This window comes from Protaetiibacter sp. SSC-01, assembly GCF_014483895.1.
Taxonomy (GTDB): domain Bacteria; phylum Actinomycetota; class Actinomycetes; order Actinomycetales; family Microbacteriaceae; genus Homoserinibacter.
This window is the reverse complement of the sequence record NZ_CP059987.1, coordinates 486849-502662: the sequence shown is the minus strand read 5'-3', so window position 1 is coordinate 502662 and position 15814 is coordinate 486849. Positions and strand designations below refer to the sequence as shown.

Genomic DNA, 15814 nt, shown 5'->3' with positions numbered 1-15814 from the left:
TGGTGCCGGTCGGGCAGCCGCAGCGTGCGCTGCCCGACCGGCATGGTGACTAGCCGTTGATGAGCTCGTCGATCTTCTTGTCGTACTCGGCCGCCAGCGCTGCGACGTCGCCGCCCGCGTTGACCTTGCCGAAGAACTCCTCGAGCAGGCCCGAGCCCTCGACGGCGGCCCAGCCGGGCGCCGCGGGGGTGAGCTTCGAGCCGAGGGCCGACTCGATGAGCGCCGTCGCGAACTGGTCGTCGCCGAGCGAGGAGACGTAGTCCGAGTTGGCCGGGCCGAGGCCGTTCTCACCGAGCATCTGCTGGTACTCGGCGCTGAAGATGATCTTCATGAGCTCGCGGGCGCCGGCCTGGTTCTTCGAGGCCGCCGAGATCGCGATGTTGGAGCCGCCCGCGAAGACGGGGGCGACGCCGCCGTCGACGCCGGGGAGCACGTACGCGCCGAACACGTCGTCGTTCCACGTGGCGACCGTCTTGGTGTCGTCCTCGGGGTCGGGCGTCAGGTCGCCGATCGACCAGTGCGCCCAACCGGGGGCGATGATCGTCGCGGCCTCGGGGGCCGCCGCATCCGGCTGGGTGTTGATGTTCACCCACGGGGTGCTGTCGGCCTCGGTCACGGGCGCGTTCGACGCGTTCGTGTAGAGCTCCTGCAGCGCGGTCAGACCCTCGATGCTCTTCGGGTCGGACAGCGTCGACTTCCAGGCGTCGCCGTCCTTCTTCGCGAGGTCTCCGCCGTAGGCGAAGATCCACGAGATGCCGTTGCGCCAGTCCTCGCCGCCCAGGTAGAAGCCCGAGGTGCCGTCGCTGTGGAGCTTCGTGGCGACCTCGGTCAGCTGCGGGAGGGTCGTGGGAACCTCGACGCCGGCGGCGGCGTAGAGGTCCTTGCGGTAGAACACGTAGCGCGAGCCGAAGTAGTACGGCAGGGCGTAGTTCTTGCCGTCGACCTCGCCGACCTCGACGAACGACTTCAGCAGCTTGTCGCCGCCGAGCTCGTCGTACAGGTCGGAGATGTCGCTGAACGCGCCGACGGTCGTGAAGGTGGGCGACCAGGTGTTCCCGATCTCCGTGACATCCGGGGTATTCTCGGCGTCGGGCAGGGCCGTCGTGAGCTTCGCGAGAGCGTCACCCCAACCCTGCTCCTCGATGGTAAGGGTGCCCCCGGTCGCCTTCTTGTACTCGGTCTTCAGGTAGTCGCGGAGTGCGTCCGGGGTGTCACCTCCCATGACCCAGAACGTGATGTCCTGACCCTGGGAGTCGTCCGAGGTGTCGGCCGGAGCCGCGCAGCCCGCGAGGACGACGAGCGCAGCTGTCGCCGCGGCGACGCTTGCGATCTTTCGCTTCATTCGTGCTTTCCTTCTTCTTCGAATTGCGGATGCGCCGGGTGGCGGCACCGCTGGTTGCAAGGGTGGTGCGATGGGTTCGGGCTCAGGAGACCCCGAGTCTCCCCGACAGGACCATGGCGGCGGCGCCGCGCATGACGATGTCCTGGCCGAGGTCGGACATCCGCACCGTCAGATCGCCGTGGAACTCGGCCATCGTTCGGGCGCGGAAGGTCTCGATGGCCGCCTCGGTGAGCGGGCCGTCGAGGAGTTCGACGGGGCCGCTGATGACGACCTCGTCGAGATTGAGGGCGCCGACGACCGGCGCGAGGGCGATGCCGAGGCGCTCGCCGGCACGACGCAGCACGTCGTCGCGGGCCTCGGCGTCGGATGCCGCGTCGAGCCCGGCGCGGAGCCGCGGCACCGAGAGCCACGTCTCGAGGCATCCGTGCTTGCCGCAGACGCACAGCTCGCCGCCGTCGGTGCCGACGACGACGTGGCCGAGCTCGCCCGCGGCGAAGCGGCTGCCGAAGACGGGCATGCCGCCGAGGATGAGGCCCGCGCCGACACCGCGGCCGACCCGGATGAGCATGAGGTCGCCGAGCGCGCCGCCGAAGCTGTGCTCGGCGAGCGCCGCCGCGTTGGCGTCGTTCGCGACGATGACCGGGAGGCCGATGGCGTCCTCGACGATGCTCTGCAGCGCGAGGTCGGACCACTCGAGGTTGGGTGCGGAGAGCACGCGGCCACCGAGGTCGACGATGCCGGGCGAGCCGATGCCGATGCCGAGGAGCGGGCGGTCGCTCGCGGCGACGAGGTCGCGCACGAGCTGCACGGCGAGCGCGGCGACGTCGTCGCCGGCGGCGCCGTCGGTCGCGGCCTCCATGCGGGTGACGACGCGGCCGTCGATGTCGAGCAACGCCCCGCGGAAGACGCCCGTGTCGGAGAGGTCGATGCCGATGATGCGGTGGCCGTCGCGGTTGATGTCGAGCAGGATGGCGGGCTTGCCGGGGCGGCCCTCGTCGCGCTGGCCGGTCTCGACGACGAGGCCGTCGGCGATGAGCTCGGCGACGAGGTCGGAGACGGTGACGCGCGTGAGGCCGGTCTCGCGCGCGAGGTCGGCGCGGCTCTGGAGGCCGCCGCGGTAGAGGTGCTGCAGCACGAGGGAGCGATTGTGGCTGCGCGCGTGCTCCGGCAGCACCTTCGCCGAGGGGCGGAGGGCGCGGGGGCTGGCGCTGCGCTGCGCTTCCGGTGCCGACATGTTTGTTAGTAAAGCGTACGAACAAAAGGTGCGCAATCCCGCGCGGCGAGATTTACCGAGACGTAACGAACGCGGTACGACGTTAAATCCATGCGAATTCATCGTCTTTGCCAGCGTCGCCCAAGCATCCGCTGCGATTCTGATCCGCATGACGACTCAGGCGCCCTCCATCCGCCCCCTGTTCGGACTCGTCGGCGCGGCCGGAATCGGCCTCCTCGCCCTGAGCGGATGCGCGGCATCCCCCTCCGGCGCGGACGGCGGCACGGGCGGCGACGGCACCACGGGCGGCTCGGGCGCCGACGCGAGCTACGCCGACGGCGACTACAGCGCCGAGGCGAGCTACATCTCCCCCGCGGGTGAGGAATCGGTCAAGGTCGACCTCACGCTCGAGGGCGACGTCGTGACGGCGGTGACCGTCACGCCCGAGGCGGAGGACCCGCAGGCGCGCTCCTTCCAGGAGAAGTTCGCGAGCGGCATCGCCGACGTCGTCGTCGGCAAGGACATCGACGACCTCGACGTCTCGCGGGTCGCCGGGTCGTCGCTCACGAGCGGCGGCTTCAACAAGGCCGTCGTGGCCATCAAGGCCGACGCGCGCGCGTAGGCCCGGGTGATCGCCGACCCGCTGCCGCACGCGTGGCGCTTCGACGCCCTCGGCACCCCGTGGCGGATCGACACCGAGGAGCCGCTGGCGGATGACGTGCGCGCCGCCGCCCGGGAGCGCGTGGAGCGCTTCGACCGCGACTGGTCGCGCTACCGCGACGACTCGCTCGTGACGCGCATCGCCCGGCAGCCGGGTCGCTACCAGCTGCCCGACGACGCCGGCCCGCTCCTCGCCCTCTACGCCGAGCTGCACGCCGCGACGGGCGGCCGGGTCTCGCCCCTTGTGGGCGGCGCGCTCGCCGCCGCGGGCTTCGGGCCGCGCCTCGCGGGGGTTCCGGATGCCGTGCCCCGCTTCGAAGACGCGCTCGCGTGGGACGGCACCCACCTCGACACCGTCGCCCCCGTGCTCCTCGACGTCGGCGCCGCCGGCAAGGGCTACCTCGTCGACCTCGTGAGCGCGCTGCTCGCCGAGGCGGGCGTCGCGCGATCGGTCGTCGACGGCTCGGGCGACCTGCGCATCCGCGACGTGCCCATGCGGGTCGCGCTCGAGCATCCGGGTGACCCGACGAAGGCCGTGGGCGTCGCCGAGCTGCACGACGGCGCACTCTCCGCGAGCGCCGGCAACCGCCGCCGCCTCGCCGACGGCACGCACCACGTGCTCGACGCGGTCACCGGGCTGCCCGCGCGCGACGTGCTCGCGACGTGGGCCGTGGCATCCGACGACCTCACGGCCGACGGTGCCGCGACCGCGCTGTTCTTCGACGTCGACCCCGGCTGGCTCGAGCGCCGGGGCGTCGAATGGGTCAGGATGCTGTCCGACGGCACGCTCGAGACGAGCCGCGGCTTCCCCGGAGAGGTCTTCGCATGAACCGTGTGACCGCCTGGATCGACCGAGTGCTCGGCCGCATCACGATGTACCTGCTCGTCGTCGTCGTGCTCGCCGTCGTCGGGCTCGTGGCCCTCGTGCTCGCGCTCACCGACGCGATCTCGATCGACCCGCTCGCGATCCTCGCCTCGGCCGCCGTGCTGCTCGCCGCGTCCTGGATCGCGAATCAGGTGCTCGGGCTCGCCTTCCGCAGCCGACCGCTCGTCGAGTCGGGGGTCATCACGGCGCTCCTGCTGCTCTTCGTGCTCGAGCCGACGCTCGATCCCGCGGGGCTCCTTTTTCTCGCGCTCGCCGCCGCGATCGCCGCGCTCTCGAAGTACGTCATCGCGTGGCGCGGGCGGCACCTCGTGAACCCCGCGGCGTTCGCGGCCGTCGTCGTCGGCGTGACGGGGCTCGCGTTCTCGTCGTGGTGGGTCGCGACTCCCCCGCTGCTTCCCGTCGTCGCGCTCGGGGCGCTCCTCATCCTGTGGCGCACGCGCCGGCTCGGCATGGGGCTCGTCTACATCGCCGTCGCGGGCGGCGTGCTCCTCGTGCGCTTCCTGCTGTTCGGCAGCGACGTGCCGACGGCGCTCGCGTTCACCTTCCTCTCCTCCCCCGTCGTCTTCGCCGCGGGGTTCATGCTCAGCGAGCCGCTCACGATGCCGCCGCGCGCGTGGCAGCGCATCCTGTACGCCGTCGTCACGGGTCTGCTCACGAGCGTGCCGTTCACGATCGGGCCGTTCCGCAACACGACCGAGCTCGCGCTCGTCATCGGCGGTGTGCTCGCGTTCCTGCTCGGTCAGCGGCGCGGCGTGACGCTCGAGCTCGCGTCCAAGCGGCAGCTCACGCCGACCGCGTGGGAGTTCCGCTTCCGCCCCACGGCGCACGTGCGGTTCGCCCCCGGCCAGTACCTCGAGCTCACGATCCCGCACCACCGGCCCGACCTCGGCGGCATCCGTCGCGTGTTCTCGGTCGCGTCGGCGCCGGGCGACCCCGAGGTCGCGGTCGGGGTGCGCGTGCGGGAGCAGGCGTCGAGCTTCAAGCGCGCGCTCGTCGCGCTCGAGCCGGGGGCCCGCATCCGCGCGACGGGAGTGTGGGGCGACTTCACGCTGCCGCGCCACGCGGATGCGAAGCTCGCCTTCGTCGCGGCGGGCATCGGCGTGACGCCCTTCGTGTCGCACCTCGGCGCCCTCGCCGCGGCCGGGCGCGCGGGCGACGCCGAGCTGCTCTACGCGGTGCGGTCGGCATCCGACCTCGCCTACCGCGACGAGCTCGCCGCCACCGGATGCCGCGTCGCCGTGCTGTCGCCCGACGACCCCGGCGAGCTGCCCGCCGGCTGGACGTGGCTCGGCGCGGGCGCGCTCGACGCCGACACCGTGCTGCGGGCGATCCCGGATGCGGCCGAGCGCCACGTGTACCTCTCGGGTGCGCCCGCGGACGTGGCGCGGCTGCGTCGCGCCCTCCGCGCCGCGGGTGCGCGCCGCATCCGCACCGACGTGTTCCTCGGCTACTGAGTCGCTCTCCCGCTGGTTGAGTGCCGCGCGCCGCGCCTCAGGCGCGACGCACGGCGTATCGAAACCGGACGGACGTCTGACGTCGGTGGGGTTTCGATACGCGCCGCTTCTCGGCGCTACTCAACCAGCGGGAGGGCACCCCGCACCCTCTTGGCACTCTCCCCCCGAGAGTGCTAAAACAGATACAGAGAAGTTGAGTCACCACGACTCACATCCGTATCCAGGAGGTACCGATGACCATGTTCTTCGACCCGTTCCGCGAGCTCGACCGCGTCGCCGGCCAGCTCCTCGACAACCGCCAGGGTCCGCGGTTCATGCCGATGGACCTCTACCGCGACGGCGACCACTACGTGCTCAACGCCGACCTCCCGGGCATCGACCCGGGCAGCGTCGACATCGACGTGGACGGCCAGGTGCTCACGATCCGCGCCGAGCGCACCGCGCGCAGCGCTGAGGGCGTCACGTGGATCGCACGCGAGCGCTCGAGCGGCACGTTCCTGCGCCAGCTCAACCTCGGCCAGGGCGTCGACACCGCGGGCATCTCGGCGAGCTACGAGAACGGCGTGCTGAGCATCGTGATCCCCGTGAGCGAGGCCGCGAAGCCCCGCAAGATCGCGGTGCAGGCCGCCGGCTCGCCCGCGCAGGTGGAGGCCGCGGCCGTCGAATCCTGACGCCATAGTTCCCGTTCCGCGTGTTCGCACCCGTTCCTTCGGGAACAATCACGCGGAACGGGAACAATCGGGCCCCGGACGCACGTCGTCCGGGGCCCGTATCGTGTCGGCATGTCGTCGTTCGCCGAGAAGCCGATCCTGCCGTTCACCGACTGGCGCGAGTGGGAGGCGTTCCTCGAGAACGACCCGCCCGCCGACGGCGTGCGCGTGAAGATCGTGAAGGCGAAGTCGACGCTTCCCGGTATCACGCGGCAGGAGGCTCTCGACGTCGCCCTCTGCTTCGGCTGGATCGACGGACAGGCGGGCGCGTTCGACGAGAACTTCAGCCTGCAGGCCTACACGCCGCGTCGCCCGCGCAGCCCGTGGTCGCAGATCAACCGCGAGCACGTCGAGCGCCTGATCGCGGAGGGGCGGATGCGGCCCACCGGTCAGGCGGAGATCGACCGCGCGAAGGCAGACGGTCGCTGGGATGCCGCCTACCGCCAGAAGGACGCGCCCGTGCCACCCGAGCTGCAGGTGCTGCTCGATGCGAGCCCCACGGCATCCGCGAACTTCGCCGCCCTCAACGCGCAGAACCGCTGGGCGTTCATCTTCCGCATCCAGCAGGCCGTGAAGCCCGAGACGCGCGAGCGTCGCGCCCGCCAGTTCCTCGAGATGCTCGAGCGCGGCGAGAAGCTCTACTGATTGTTCCCGTTCCGCGTGTTCGCACCCGTTCCTTCGGGAACAAACACGCGGAACGGGAACTAAGAGGGGAGGAGGCCGAGGGCGCGCACGGCGTCGCGCTCGGCCGCGAGCTCCGCGGCGGAGGCCGCGAGCGCCTCGCGCACCGCATCCGACTGCTCGAGGTCGTCGACGACGCGCCACTCGCCGCCGTCGCTCGTGGCGGGCACCGAGCTCACGAGCCCCGCGGGCACACCGTACTCGCCACGGCTCGGCAGGGCGACCGAGACCCAGTCGCCGTCGGCCGTGCCGAGCACCCAATCGCGCACGTGGTCGATGGCGGCGGATGCGGCGCTCGCCGCCGACGAGGATCCGCGCGCCGCGATGATCGCGGCCCCGCGCCCCGCGACGGTCGGCGCGAACTCGTCGGCGACCCAGGCCGGGTCGAAGCCGACGGGCTCGCCGTCGAGCAGCACGTGCGTGGGATCGGGCACCTGCGTCGAGGAGTGGTTGCCCCAGATGGTCATGCGCGTGAGGCGCCCCACCCCGACGCCGAGCTTCGCGGCGAGCTGCGCGAGCCCGCGGTTGTGGTCGAGGCGCGTCATGGCGGTGAAACGCTCCCCGGGCACGTCGGGCGCGTGCGCGGCGGCGATGAGGGCGTTCGTGTTGGCGGGGTTGCCCACGGCGAGCACCCGGATGTCGTCGGCGGCGTGGTCGTTGATCGCACGTCCCTGCGGGCCGAAGATGCCCGCATTGGCGGCGAGCAGGTCGCCGCGCTCCATGCCCGCCGCACGAGGGCGGGCACCCACGAGCAGCGCGATGTCAGCGCCGTCGAAGGCGGCATCCGCGTCGTCGAAGACGTCGACCGACTCGAGCAGCGGGAACGCGGCATCCGAGAGTTCCATCGCCGTGCCCTCGGCCGCGGCGAGCGCCTGCGGGATCTCGAGCAGGCGCAGGCGCACGGGGCGGTCGCCGAGCATGTCACCCGCCGCGATGCGGAACAGCAGGGCGTAGCCGATCTGCCCGGCGGCGCCCGTGACGGTGACGGCCGTGGGTGCGGTCATGCCCCCACGCTACGCGCGAGGGGGCACGACCGACCGGGTCTTCCGTCCCGTCAGGGGCGACGCCGCAGCAGCCGGTGGCCGACGGGCTGCGTCAGCCCAGGCGCGCCTTGAGGTTCTCGTCGAGCGTCGCGAGGAACTCCTCGGTCGTCTGCCAGTCCTGGTCGGGGCCCACGAGGAGCGCGAGATCCTTCGTCATCTTGCCCGACTCGACGGTCTTGATGACGACGTCTTCGAGGGTCTCGGCGAAGTCGATGAGCGCCTGGTTGCCGTCGAGCTTGCCGCGGTGCATGAGGCCACGGGTCCACGCGAAGATCGAGGCGATCGGGTTGGTGGAGGTGGGCTTGCCCGCCTGGTGCTGACGGTAGTGGCGCGTGACGGTGCCGTGCGCCGCCTCGGCCTCGACGATCTTCCCGTCGGGCGTCGCGAGCACGGAGGTCATGAGGCCGAGCGAGCCGAAGCCCTGGGCCACGGTGTCGGACTGCACGTCGCCGTCGTAGTTCTTGCAGGCCCAGACGTAGCCGCCCTCCCACTTCATGGCCGAGGCGACCATGTCGTCGATGAGGCGGTGCTCGTAGGTGAGGCCCGCGGCGTCGAACTGCTCCTTGAACTCGGTGTCGAAGATCTCCTGGAAGATGTCCTTGAAGCGGCCGTCGTACGCCTTGAGGATCGTGTTCTTCGTCGAGAGGTACACGGGGTAGTTGCGGGCGAGACCGTAGTTGAGCGAGGCGCGCGCGAAGTCGCGGATCGACTCGTCGAGGTTGTACTGCACCTGCGCGATGCCGTTGCCGGGCGCCTGGAACACCTCGAACTTGAGCGGCTCGCTGCCGTCTTCCGGGGTGAACTCGACGGTCAGCGTGCCCTTGCCCTGGAACGTGAAGTCGGTGGCGCGGTACTGGTCGCCGAAGGCGTGGCGGCCGATGATGATCGGCTTGTTCCAGCCGGGCACGAGGCGCGGGATGTTGGAGATGATGATCGGCTCGCGGAAGATGACGCCGCCGAGGATGTTGCGGATGGTGCCGTTGGGCGACTTCCACATCTTCTTGAGGCCGAACTCCTCGACGCGCGCCTCGTCGGGCGTGATCGTGGCGCACTTGACACCCACACCGTGCTTCTGGATGGCGTGGGCCGCGTCGATCGTGACCTGGTCGTCGGTCGCGTCGCGGTTCTCGATGCCGAGGTCGTAGTACTCGAGCGTGACGTCGAGGTAGGGGTGGATGAGGCGGTCCTTGATGAACTGCCAGATGATGCGCGTCATCTCGTCGCCGTCGAGCTCGACGACCGTTCCCTCGACCTTGATCTTCTCGACCACGTGTTGTCCTTTCGCGTGCAAACCGCCGTCAAGCCTACCTCTCTTCTCAGATATCTCGACATCGAGATATCTGCCGCTCGACGCCCGGGCGGGTTAGCCTGTCTGAATGGCCGACCTGAGACTGGAAGAGCTGACGGCGCAGACCATCGTCGCGGCCCGCAACCTCGCCCTCAAGCCGGGGCAGGAGGCGTTCATCGCGCCGGAGACCTACGTGCACGTCGAGCAGGACCTCGACCCCGCAGGCTCGTGGCCCCGCGTCGTCATGGACGGCGATCAGCTCGTCGGCTACGTCATGGGCACCTTCGACCCCGACGCCCCCGAGGACTTCCTCAAGGCCGCGCTGTGGCGCATCCACGTCGAGGCGGATGCGCAGGGTTCGGGCGTCGGCCGCTTCGCCGTGCAGGCGCTCGCCGACGAGGCGCGTCGCCGCGGCTTCGACCGCATCACGGTCGTGTGGGCTCCCGGCGAGGCCGGGCCCGAGGCGTTCTTCAAGGCCGTGGGCTTCGAGGTCGTGGGCGAGACGCCCTACGGCGAGAAGCTCGGCGCGCTCACCCTCTGACCGCGGGCAGCGGATGCGGCTCCCGCCCGAGGACTTCGTGGGCGCGGTCCTCGACGTGGTCGCCCGGATCCCCGAGGGGCGGGCGATGGCGTACGGTGACGTGGCCGCCGCGATCGGCTCGCGGGCCGCACGCGGCGTCGGCCAGGTGATGGCGTACTACGGCGCCGACGCGCCGTGGTGGCGCGTCATCCGAGCGAGCGGCCACCCGCCCCTCGACCACGAGCGCGAGGCGCTGCAGCACTACCGCGCCGAGGGCACGCCCCTCCTCTGGTCGCGAGATCGCGCCGTGTACCGCGTCGATCTCGCGGCCGCCCGCTGGTGGCCCGACGTGGAACCGGGCTGACCGCGGCATCCCCCGAACTGGCGCGTTCGCACGAGCCGCGCGGCAGGTAGCCTCACTTGCCATGACCCGAACCGACGACCTCATGGCGATGATGCAGAGGCACATGCGCGGCACGGCCTTCGTCTTCTCGCGCACCGCCAAGGGCTTCACGATCGACCTCGACCTCGCGAACCCGCAGTGGTGGCCGATCATCGCGCAGACGAACCTCGCCGAGACCTCGAGCTTCCAGATCGTGACCGACGAGATCGACTCGAAGTTCACGATCGTCGAGATCCCGCGTCGCATCGAGTGGGGTGGCGACGACGCTCCGCACTTCGTTCAGAACGCGCCCGGCGGACCGAAGCAGAGCATGCGCGACGAGGTCGACCTGCGCGTGAGCGCCGAGCCCATCCGTCGTCTCGTGCGGCGTGAGGCCGGCGGTCTCGGCTTCCGCGAGACGCTCGACCGCAAGAAGCTCTACACGATGCTGGGCGTCGCGGCGGGTGGCGTGGCGGCCGTCGTGATCGTGCTCGTCATCATCGTCAACGCCCTGGGCTGAGCGCGCGCGACGCGCACGTCGATGCGGGCCCGCGCACCCGTGAGGATGCGCGAGCCCGCAGGCTCGGAGCCGGGTCCGCTACCGCTCGCGGCGGGCTGTCGACACCGAGCCGGCCGCGACTCCGCCCACCACGAGAAGGCCGAGCGCGACGAGCAGGGTGAGCCACACGGTGTCGCCACCGGTGGACGCGAGCACGGGGGCCGCGGTCGCGCCGCCGCCGGTCGCGCCGCCGCCCGGAGCCGGGTCGGCCGCGGGGACGACCGTGTAGGCGATCTCGACGGTCGTGCTCTGTCCGGCGACATCCGTCGCCGTGATCGTCACGAGCTGCTCTCCGAGCGTGCCGGTGGGCAGCACGTCGCCGACCGAGCTCTCGCACGTCTCGACGCCCGACACGTCGTCTTCGCACTCGAAGACGAACGACACGACCGAGCCCTGCTCGACCTCGTCGAGCTCGGCGGGCGAGACGACCCGCACGGCGGGAGCGTCGACATCGACCCGCACGGTGAACTCGGCGATCGTCTCGTTTCCGAGCGCGTCGACCGCTCGGACGCGGAGGGTCGTCACGCCGTCGGGGAAGTCCGTGCCGGCGACGACGAGCTCGTCGACCCCGCTACGGGACCCCTCGGTGTACAGCGAGCCGTCCGCCGTGAGGATCTCCCACTCGATGATCTCGATCGCGGACGCGTCGGTCGCCGTGACGGTGACGGAGGGGCCGGAGAAGTACCAGCCCGAGGCCTCGGCCGCCGGGGCCGAGAAGTCGATCGCGGGACCGGCGGCATCCGCCTCGGCGACCGTGTAGCTGCGCACGACGCGCGTCACGTTGCCCGCGGCGTCGACGGCGCGCACGACCACCTCGAAGGTGCCGAGCTCGTCGGTGTCGAGAGCCTCGCCGTCGGCGACGGGCGCCTCGCACGCCTCGATGCCGCTCGCGGCATCCGTGCAGCTGTAGTCGAGCACGAGCTCGGCGCCGGGCTCGACGGTGATGCCGTCCTCGGGCAGGTTCACCGAGACGGACGGCGCGGTCGCGTCGGTCGGGAACGAGACGGTCTGGGCGGTGCCCACGTTGTCGAACCAGTCGATCGCGCGCACCTGGTAGCGGTTGTCTCCCTCGCCCGCGGTCGTGAAGGTCGCGGCCTCGCCGTCGACCCCCAGCCACGGACCGGGCACGCCGTCGTCGAAGGTGCGGTACTCGACGCGCCGCACGCCCGCGCCGTCGCCGTCATCCGCGGTGAGCACCACGGTGGCGGGGCCGCGCCACCAGCCGTTGCTCGCGCCGGGCGCGTCGATCGCGACGGTGGGCGCCGCCGACTCGTCGTCGATGACGCGGAACGTGTGCGAGTCGGCCGCGAAGAGGCCGGCCTCGTTCGACCCGTGGGCACGCGCCTCGAAGGTGCCGAGCTGGTCGAGCACCTGGACGTAGCCGTTCGGGCGGGTCGTGTTGTTGATGATGGTCGCCCCGCACGCGTTCACGCCCGACTCGGGGTCGTCGCACGTGTACTGGAGGGTGACCGAGTCGCCGAGGCGGTACACGGGTCGCGTCGGCGAGAGGAGAGTGTTGACGGGGTTCGTCTTGTCGAGCTTGATACGGCGCGTGACGGGGCCGACGGAGTTGCCCTCCTCGTCGACGGCGGTGACGGTCAGAACGGTCTCGCCGCCCGACGTGATCGGGATGCTCGCCGAGCCGAGCGACTGGCCGGAACCGCTCTGCGCGCCGGTCGTCGTCCACTCGACGAGGGGGTTCGAGCTGATGCTCGAGGTCACGCGCACGCTCGCGACGAGGTCCTCGACGTACCAGCCATGCACGTTCGCCTCGGGAAGGCTGAACGTCAGCGTGAGCGGGTTCTGAGGGTCCGGGTCGTTCGTCGACGCGGCCGTCGGCACGAGCTGCTCCTCGCGGCGCTCCTGGGGCGCGGGCTCGGGCGCGGGCTCGGCCGCGGGCTCCTCGAGCGCAGGGGTCGCGGTGGGCGCCTCGGCGACGTCGATCGTCGAAGCCGCCTGCACCTCCTCGGCGGGAGCGAGCTCGAGCGCGGGTGCGTCGGCGGCCGCGTTCGCGTCCAGGGGATCGGCGGCGACAGCGGCGACGGTGCAGCCGCTGAGAGTCAGGGCGAAGACGGTCGTGGTGGCGAGCAGCGCCGCCGTCCACCGCGCTTTCGCGTGCGGGGTCGTGGTAGTCATCCCGTAATCGTCGAGCAGCACTCACCCCCTGACGGGGGTCGACGACGGGCGACAACGTCCCTGCAACGTTCAGCGCGCGACGCCTCGGATGCGCGCCGGCGCGGATGCGAGCTCGACGCACGCGGCCACCGCGTCGCCGAGTCCGAGCGCCGCGCCGGACGCGCGCGCCGCCTCCCATCGGGACGTCGTAAGCGCCGACCGCAAGCGCTCGCGATGCACGCGATTGCCGTCTGGATCGTTCGCATCGGGATCCCACGAGTAGCGGCGCGCGTTCGCGTCGGTCGCCGCGAGCAGGCGGGCGCCCTCCGCGTGACGCTCGAGCGAAGCGCACGCCGCCGCGACGAGGAAGACGCCCGCGATCGTGTGGGTGGGCCGGCCCGTCTCCCACGTGCGGCGGATGACGGGCGCGAGCAGGTCGATCGCCTCCTGCGCGCGCCCCGCGCCGATGAGCACCTTCGCGATGAGGTGGGTGGTGAGGGTCTGCACCCACTCCTCTCCCGCTCGCCGCGCGAGCTCGAGCGCGCGCTCGAGTCCCTGCAGGGCGGCGGCGGGGGCGCCCCCGAAACGTTGCAGATCCGCCGCGATCATGGCGACGGTCGCGGTCGCGGCGAGGCTCGCGCCGTGCGCGCCCATCGCCTCGCCGATCGACGTGCGTGCGGCATCGATCGAGCCGATCGACGCCTCGTAGTAGGCGCGATAGCCGAGGGCGATCGCGAGGATCGAGGAGTCGCCCGCCTCGCGGGCCGCCGCGATCGCGGTGTCGATCGCACGCGACGCCTCGCCCGGGTCGCGCATGAAGAACCGCATGAGGCCGAGCCCCAGGTGGGCGCGCGCCTCGAGGATGGCGGGCGCCTCGCCGGGGATCGCGAGAGCCTCCTCGATGCGCGCGACGCCGTCGACGAGCGCCGAGCGCCGATACCAGACGCGCGCCATGCCGCCCACGATACGCAGCGCCGACTCCCGATCCCCCGCCGCGGCGGCATCCGCGAGGGCCGCCGCGAGATCGTGCGCCGACCGCTCGAGCACGGCCGTCGCGACACCCTCCTCGCTCGTGTAGAGCCGCGGCCGCGCCTCGTCGACGAGGTCGGCGTGCCAGCGGCGGTGCCGCTCGCGCCAGAGCGCGCGGTCGCCCACGTAGCGATCGCGCACGATCTCACGCACGGCGATGAGCAGGCGGTAGGAGGTCGAGCCGTCGACGGCGCGCGAGGTCGACACGAGCGAGCGCTCCACGAGGTCGTGCAGCAGCTCGTCGACCTCGGCGCCCGGCACGTCGCAGATCGCGACGGCGGCGTCGCGCGAGAACGCGCCCGCGAAGCCGCCGAGCTGCCCGAGCAGCTCCCCCTGCTCGGGCGAGAGCAGGTCGGTGCTCCACTCGATCATCGCCGTCACGCTCGCATGGCGTTCCGTGCTCGACGGGCCGCCGACGATCCCGCGACGGCGGATGTCGTCGGAGAGCTCCGCGAGCGATCGCGACGGAAGGCGGGCGGCGGCGAGCTCGAGGGCGAGCGGGATGCCGTCGAGCGACGAGGCGAGAGCGCGCACGAGCGGCTCGGTCGTGGAGTCGAGACGGAAGCCGGGCTCGATGTCGGCCGCGCGCGCCGCGAGCAGCTCGACGGCATCCGCGAGCTCGTCACCGAGCATGGGCTCGACCTTGACACGGCGCTCGCCCGGTACGCGCAACGGGTCGCGGCTCGTCACGAGCACCGCGAGCCCGTCGCAGCGCGCGAGCAGGCCCATCGCGAGAGCGGCCGCGTCGTCGCGCACGTGCTCGGCGTTGTCGAGCACGAGGAGCGTCGGGCCGTCGCGCAGCATGCGGGCGATCGCGTCGAGGTCGGGCCGCAAGGCGCCGAGCTGCTCCGCGAGCGCCGAGAGCAGCTCGGGCAGAGCGCGGTAGGGCACGAGGTCGACGAAGACCTGGCGGCGGTCGCCGCCCGGATCCCGGCGGATCGCCTCGATCGCGATGCGGGTCTTGCCGACACCGCCTGGCCCCACGATGGTCACGAGCCGCGAGTGGGCGCGCGCCTCGACGACGGCCGCGAGCTCCGCCCGCCGCCCCACGAAGCCCGTGATGGGAAGGGGCACGCCGAGCCGCTCGGGCTCGGCCGCGGTCGATGCGGGCGCGAGCTCGCGACGCAGGATCGACGTGCGCAGGGCGACGAGGGCGGGCGGCAGGTCGATGCCGAACTCCTCCTCGAGCCGAGCACCGAGGTCGTCGATCGCGCCGAGCGCCTCGCCGTCGCGCCCGAGCTCCGCGAGCGTGCGCGCGAGCACCTCGACGGGGCGCTCGGAGAGCGGATGCCGGTGCACGAGGTCCGCGAGCGACCGCACGGCGAGCTCGGCCTCGCCGTTCGCGATGCGCAGCGCGGCGAGCTCCTCGACCGCCGCGACGTGCTCGTGCGAGAGCCGCTCCGACTCACGCACCGCGAACGGCGCATCGCCGAGGTCCGCGAGCGGTCGACCCGTGAACGCCTGCGCGACGCGCTCGAGCACCACGACGCGACGCGCGCCCTCGCGCTCGTCGCGCAACGCGAGGCGCAGAGAGACGACGTCGACCGCATCCGGGTCGACGTCGAGGGCGTAGCCGCCCCGGCCGCCCTCGAGGAACGGGCCGAGCGCTCCGCGACGCAAGCGCGAGACGATCGACCGCAGCGTGACGTCGACGCTCGGCGGCGGGTCGACCCAGAGGTCCTCGGCGAGCACGGAGAGCGGCACGCGCACGCCGGGCTCGAGGGCGAGGCGCGCGACGAGAGCTTGCGGACGGCGACCGCCGAGCTCGACCTCGTCGTCGCCGACGCGCACGACGACGCGACCGAGCAGATCGACGCGCAAGCGCGCGCGATCGGTCGGCGGGTGGGCAGGAGACGAACCGGTCATGGGCGGGTGATGTGAATGCTACGTCACCCGCCCATGAGATGAGAGGTTCCCTCAGTCGATTCGCGG

At 72.0% G+C, this 15814-nt stretch carries 14 protein-coding genes; 8 read left to right on the top strand and 6 right to left on the bottom strand.

The annotated features are described in order from the left end of the window. Positions 1 to 49: 49 nt before the first annotated feature. Together H4J02_RS02340 and H4J02_RS02335 are read right to left on the bottom strand one after the other, a co-directional pair. Positions 50 to 1342: an extracellular solute-binding protein gene (locus tag H4J02_RS02340; RefSeq protein ID WP_187675528.1), complete on the bottom strand. Its 1293-nt coding sequence runs from the start codon at positions 1340 to 1342 to the stop codon at positions 50 to 52. 82 nt (positions 1343 to 1424) lie between these two features. Further along, complete coding sequence (locus H4J02_RS02335) at positions 1425 to 2576, bottom strand: ROK family transcriptional regulator (RefSeq protein WP_187675527.1); 1152 nt, start codon at positions 2574 to 2576, stop codon at positions 1425 to 1427. A gap of 148 nt (positions 2577 to 2724) precedes the next feature. Here H4J02_RS02335 and H4J02_RS02330 point away from each other — a divergent pair, with 148 nt between their 5' ends. The 5 genes from H4J02_RS02330 to H4J02_RS02310 all read left to right on the top strand — a co-directional run bounded on the left by H4J02_RS02330 (position 2725) and on the right by H4J02_RS02310 (position 6910). Continuing rightward, positions 2725 to 3177: a hypothetical protein gene (locus H4J02_RS02330; RefSeq protein ID WP_187675526.1), complete on the top strand. Its 453-nt coding sequence runs from the start codon at positions 2725 to 2727 to the stop codon at positions 3175 to 3177. A 6-nt stretch (positions 3178 to 3183) separates the two neighbouring features. Continuing rightward, a complete protein-coding gene (locus H4J02_RS02325; protein ID WP_187675525.1) occupies positions 3184 to 4044 on the top strand; it encodes an FAD:protein FMN transferase in 861 nt (286 codons plus the stop codon). Beyond that, on the top strand, positions 4041 to 5555 hold the full coding sequence (locus tag H4J02_RS02320; protein WP_187675524.1) for a ferredoxin--NADP reductase: 1515 nt from the start codon (positions 4041 to 4043) through the stop codon (positions 5553 to 5555). The genes H4J02_RS02325 and H4J02_RS02320 overlap by 4 nt, the downstream gene beginning before the upstream one ends. Positions 5556 to 5788: 233 nt before the next feature. Then, a complete protein-coding gene (locus H4J02_RS02315; RefSeq protein WP_187675523.1) occupies positions 5789 to 6226 on the top strand; it encodes an Hsp20/alpha crystallin family protein in 438 nt (145 codons plus the stop codon). 111 nt (positions 6227 to 6337) lie between these two features. Then, positions 6338 to 6910, top strand: a complete 573-nt coding sequence (locus H4J02_RS02310) for a YdeI family protein (protein ID WP_187675522.1) — start codon at positions 6338 to 6340, stop codon at positions 6908 to 6910. Between the two features lie 59 nt (positions 6911 to 6969). Here H4J02_RS02310 and H4J02_RS02305 read toward each other — a convergent pair whose 3' ends face one another. Next, positions 6970 to 7950 carry a malate dehydrogenase gene (locus tag H4J02_RS02305; protein WP_187675521.1) on the bottom strand — a complete coding sequence of 327 codons (981 nt, stop codon included), beginning with the start codon at positions 7948 to 7950 and terminating at the stop codon, positions 6970 to 6972. Between the two features lie 91 nt (positions 7951 to 8041). Next, positions 8042 to 9205, bottom strand: coding sequence for an NADP-dependent isocitrate dehydrogenase (locus H4J02_RS02300; RefSeq protein ID WP_262406292.1), 1164 nt, complete (start codon positions 9203 to 9205; stop codon positions 8042 to 8044). A gap of 160 nt (positions 9206 to 9365) precedes the next feature. Here H4J02_RS02300 and H4J02_RS02295 point away from each other — a divergent pair, with 160 nt between their 5' ends. The 3 genes from H4J02_RS02295 to H4J02_RS02285 all read left to right on the top strand — a co-directional run bounded on the left by H4J02_RS02295 (position 9366) and on the right by H4J02_RS02285 (position 10699). Continuing rightward, the gene (locus H4J02_RS02295; RefSeq protein WP_187675519.1) at positions 9366 to 9818 is read left to right on the top strand and encodes a GNAT family N-acetyltransferase; all 453 of its coding nucleotides are present in this window, start codon (positions 9366 to 9368) and stop codon (positions 9816 to 9818) included. Between the two features lie 13 nt (positions 9819 to 9831). Next, on the top strand, positions 9832 to 10161 hold the full coding sequence (locus tag H4J02_RS02290) for an MGMT family protein (RefSeq protein ID WP_187675518.1): 330 nt from the start codon (positions 9832 to 9834) through the stop codon (positions 10159 to 10161). Between the two features lie 61 nt (positions 10162 to 10222). Next, positions 10223 to 10699 carry a hypothetical protein gene (locus H4J02_RS02285; RefSeq protein ID WP_187675517.1) on the top strand — a complete coding sequence of 159 codons (477 nt, stop codon included), beginning with the start codon at positions 10223 to 10225 and terminating at the stop codon, positions 10697 to 10699. A 78-nt stretch (positions 10700 to 10777) separates the two neighbouring features. On the opposite strand, the gene H4J02_RS02280 is transcribed toward H4J02_RS02285, so the two are convergent. After that, positions 10778 to 12874, bottom strand: coding sequence for a hypothetical protein (locus H4J02_RS02280; RefSeq protein WP_187675516.1), 2097 nt, complete (start codon positions 12872 to 12874; stop codon positions 10778 to 10780). 69 nt (positions 12875 to 12943) lie between these two features. After that, positions 12944 to 15748, bottom strand: coding sequence for a BTAD domain-containing putative transcriptional regulator (locus H4J02_RS02275; protein ID WP_187675515.1), 2805 nt, complete (start codon positions 15746 to 15748; stop codon positions 12944 to 12946). Positions 15749 to 15814 lie beyond the last annotated feature (66 nt).

What these genes read in the sequence shown, in the direction of transcription:
- H4J02_RS02290 (WP_187675518.1), top strand. Translation starts at nt 9,832, where the DNA reads ATGCGGCTCCCGCCCGAGGACTTCGTGGGCGCGGTCCTCGACGTGGTC.
- H4J02_RS02340 (WP_187675528.1), bottom strand. Translation starts at nt 1,342, where the DNA reads ATGAAGCGAAAGATCGCAAGCGTCGCCGCGGCGACAGCTGCGCTCGTC.
- H4J02_RS02285 (WP_187675517.1), top strand. Translation starts at nt 10,223, where the DNA reads ATGACCCGAACCGACGACCTCATGGCGATGATGCAGAGGCACATGCGC.
- H4J02_RS02300 (WP_262406292.1), bottom strand. Translation starts at nt 9,205, where the DNA reads ATGACGCGCATCATCTGGCAGTTCATCAAGGACCGCCTCATCCACCCC.
- H4J02_RS02310 (WP_187675522.1), top strand. Translation starts at nt 6,338, where the DNA reads ATGTCGTCGTTCGCCGAGAAGCCGATCCTGCCGTTCACCGACTGGCGC.
- H4J02_RS02330 (WP_187675526.1), top strand. Translation starts at nt 2,725, where the DNA reads ATGACGACTCAGGCGCCCTCCATCCGCCCCCTGTTCGGACTCGTCGGC.
- H4J02_RS02275 (WP_187675515.1), bottom strand. Translation starts at nt 15,748, where the DNA reads ATGACCGGTTCGTCTCCTGCCCACCCGCCGACCGATCGCGCGCGCTTG.
- H4J02_RS02305 (WP_187675521.1), bottom strand. Translation starts at nt 7,950, where the DNA reads ATGACCGCACCCACGGCCGTCACCGTCACGGGCGCCGCCGGGCAGATC.
- H4J02_RS02335 (WP_187675527.1), bottom strand. Translation starts at nt 2,576, where the DNA reads ATGTCGGCACCGGAAGCGCAGCGCAGCGCCAGCCCCCGCGCCCTCCGC.
- H4J02_RS02280 (WP_187675516.1), bottom strand. Translation starts at nt 12,874, where the DNA reads ATGACTACCACGACCCCGCACGCGAAAGCGCGGTGGACGGCGGCGCTG.
- H4J02_RS02295 (WP_187675519.1), top strand. Translation starts at nt 9,366, where the DNA reads ATGGCCGACCTGAGACTGGAAGAGCTGACGGCGCAGACCATCGTCGCG.
- H4J02_RS02320 (WP_187675524.1), top strand. Translation starts at nt 4,041, where the DNA reads ATGAACCGTGTGACCGCCTGGATCGACCGAGTGCTCGGCCGCATCACG.
- H4J02_RS02315 (WP_187675523.1), top strand. Translation starts at nt 5,789, where the DNA reads ATGACCATGTTCTTCGACCCGTTCCGCGAGCTCGACCGCGTCGCCGGC.